1 protein-coding gene and 3 tRNA genes are annotated in these 1,988 nt (G+C 38.9%); all 4 read right to left on the bottom strand.

Annotated features, from left to right (window positions below; translation table 11 throughout):
- Positions 1-2: 2 nt before the first annotated feature.
- Positions 3-75: transfer RNA gene (locus tag SIN01_RS14540), tRNA-Val, on the bottom strand.
- Positions 76-148: 73 nt separating this feature from the next.
- Positions 149-220 (bottom strand) — tRNA-Glu (locus SIN01_RS14535).
- 677 nt (positions 221-897) lie between these two features.
- Positions 898-1,608 carry a hypothetical protein gene (locus tag SIN01_RS14530; protein ID WP_141306166.1) on the bottom strand — a complete coding sequence of 237 codons (711 nt, stop codon included), beginning with the start codon at positions 1,606-1,608 and terminating at the stop codon, positions 898-900.
- A gap of 183 nt (positions 1,609-1,791) precedes the next feature.
- Positions 1,792-1,880, bottom strand: a tRNA-Ser gene (locus SIN01_RS14525).
- Positions 1,881-1,988: the final 108 nt, after the last annotated feature.

Here is a 1,988-nt window from a genome sequence, read left to right as displayed (position 1 = left end):
GGTGGAGGATATAGGGATCGAACCTATGACCCTCTGCTTGTAAGGCAGATGCTCTCCCAGCTGAGCTAATCCTCCATATTGATTTGTACAAGCCATCAAAAACACCAATTTATTTTATCACATAGCTCATATAAAATCAAGTAAATAATGACCCGTACGGGATTCGAACCCATGAACCCACCGTGAAAGGGTGGTGTCTTAACCACTTGACGAACGGGCCAAAATAACAAGTGTCGGAATATCTCGCCGCCGACTTTTAAAATATTATCACCAATCGAATCAAAAAGCAAGTGTTTTTTATAATTTATTTTATAAAAAAAACACAACCCTTACAGTATACCCGACTTCAATAAATAAATAAACCAGTCCGCTCTCGTTACATGGGCCAGACTGCTTCAGAATTAAGATTTCTCTTTACCCTATTCCCTTGGATTCAGTCCAACTTCTATTAGCTCCTCAGAGGGTTTCTGGTAGCTTCTGCAGGGATTTTGAGGCCGTGATGATTTCTGCCCTTACAGGACCGAAATAACACACCTCTAAGAAGCCAAGCAGCTGCAATAAGTACCGATTCGTTTACCCGATCATAGATGACGCATTAACCATTCGTGCATAAGCTGAAGGGATGGGACAGAAAAGGTTGATACAATAAAATGCACGCCGTGACCGCTTAGAAAGATTAACAAGTCATACACGCCATCATCAGCTGAAAATATCCGCTGTAACAAATCAATGTGGCGGTTACGTATGATGAGATAAGAAAGAGATTGAGCGGACACTTCCGTTTTTAGTACGTATAACCACTGAAAATCAGGCACGCTATAAACCATGCCCTATTAAAAAGACATGGCTTTTTTGGCGTCTGCCATTAATTTCCATGTTAAACATTTGGAAATCACTTTAGAATAAATCCTCAATATGCACCTGTTTCTTTTCCCCAAAGGGCATCGATAAATCAATAAGATGCGTGATCAATCCATCTGGATGATGGTCTTCATCAACTTGCACCTTTGCAAAATACGGATCAAAAATAAAATGAATAAAGTCATCCCATTCTTTTGTCATGGGGAATGATATAGGGATGCTCGTACAAATCTCATTTTTATCTAAGTTTTGAAATTCCTTTTCGATGATCCAATAAGCGTTTTTCACTTGATTCATGAATAAATCCAACGAGGGTACATCGCGCTTTAGTTCATTAATTGTTTTTTTCACAAAAAACCATTCATAGAAAAAATGAAAAGCTTTAGGCAAGCGCTTTGTTGTATATAACGATTTTAAGCTTTTAACAACACTGCTCTTCAAATTTTCTAAAGTCAACAGCCCCATTTTATAATCTAATTCTACTCTTTCAAAAAATTGCTCTAAAAATAATTTTCTTTCTTGCGGAAAGTCAGAAGATATGGGGAATAAGATTGCATGCGTGAAATTATCTTCCTTGCTTTCCTCCAAACCTTCTAGCATTATAAAGATCTGATAGACCACAAAGGGCTTATCGCGTAATAGCATTATGATTTTATTGTCCATTAATCTCATGGAATCCAAATTGTCTTTTCTCCTGAATTTATAGCTTCTTGGTCCTTTTATTGTCGTTTTTCCTGTAGCAACCAACTTAGCAGTTCTTCCATTATAGGATACCTGATATAGGTCAGGTCAATCCGCTACAATAGCTTGCCCTTATTTGCCCTCAAAGTATGCTTTTGTAACGGAAATGCGAGTACTAAAAAATCCCGTAAGAACGGGATTTTTGGGACATTCATAAAACATTCATCCGATTGTATCGGATAGCGGTAACGGAGAGCGAGGGATTCGAACCCTCGAGACGGCCTTAACCGTCTACACGATTTCCAATCGTGCTCCTTCGGCCACTCGGACAGCTCTCCATAAAAATACTTCACGACAGATGATCCTTCGATCCTTTGCTCCACCACGATATAAACACTATGGAGTGATCTACCGACGATTGTCGTGAAGCACAATCACTATTTATC

The organism is Sporolactobacillus inulinus, assembly GCF_006539285.1.
Taxonomy (GTDB): domain Bacteria; phylum Bacillota; class Bacilli; order Bacillales; family Sporolactobacillaceae; genus Sporolactobacillus; species Sporolactobacillus inulinus.
The sequence above is the reverse complement of the archived record's forward strand: the minus strand, read 5'-3'. Positions and strand labels throughout refer to the sequence as shown.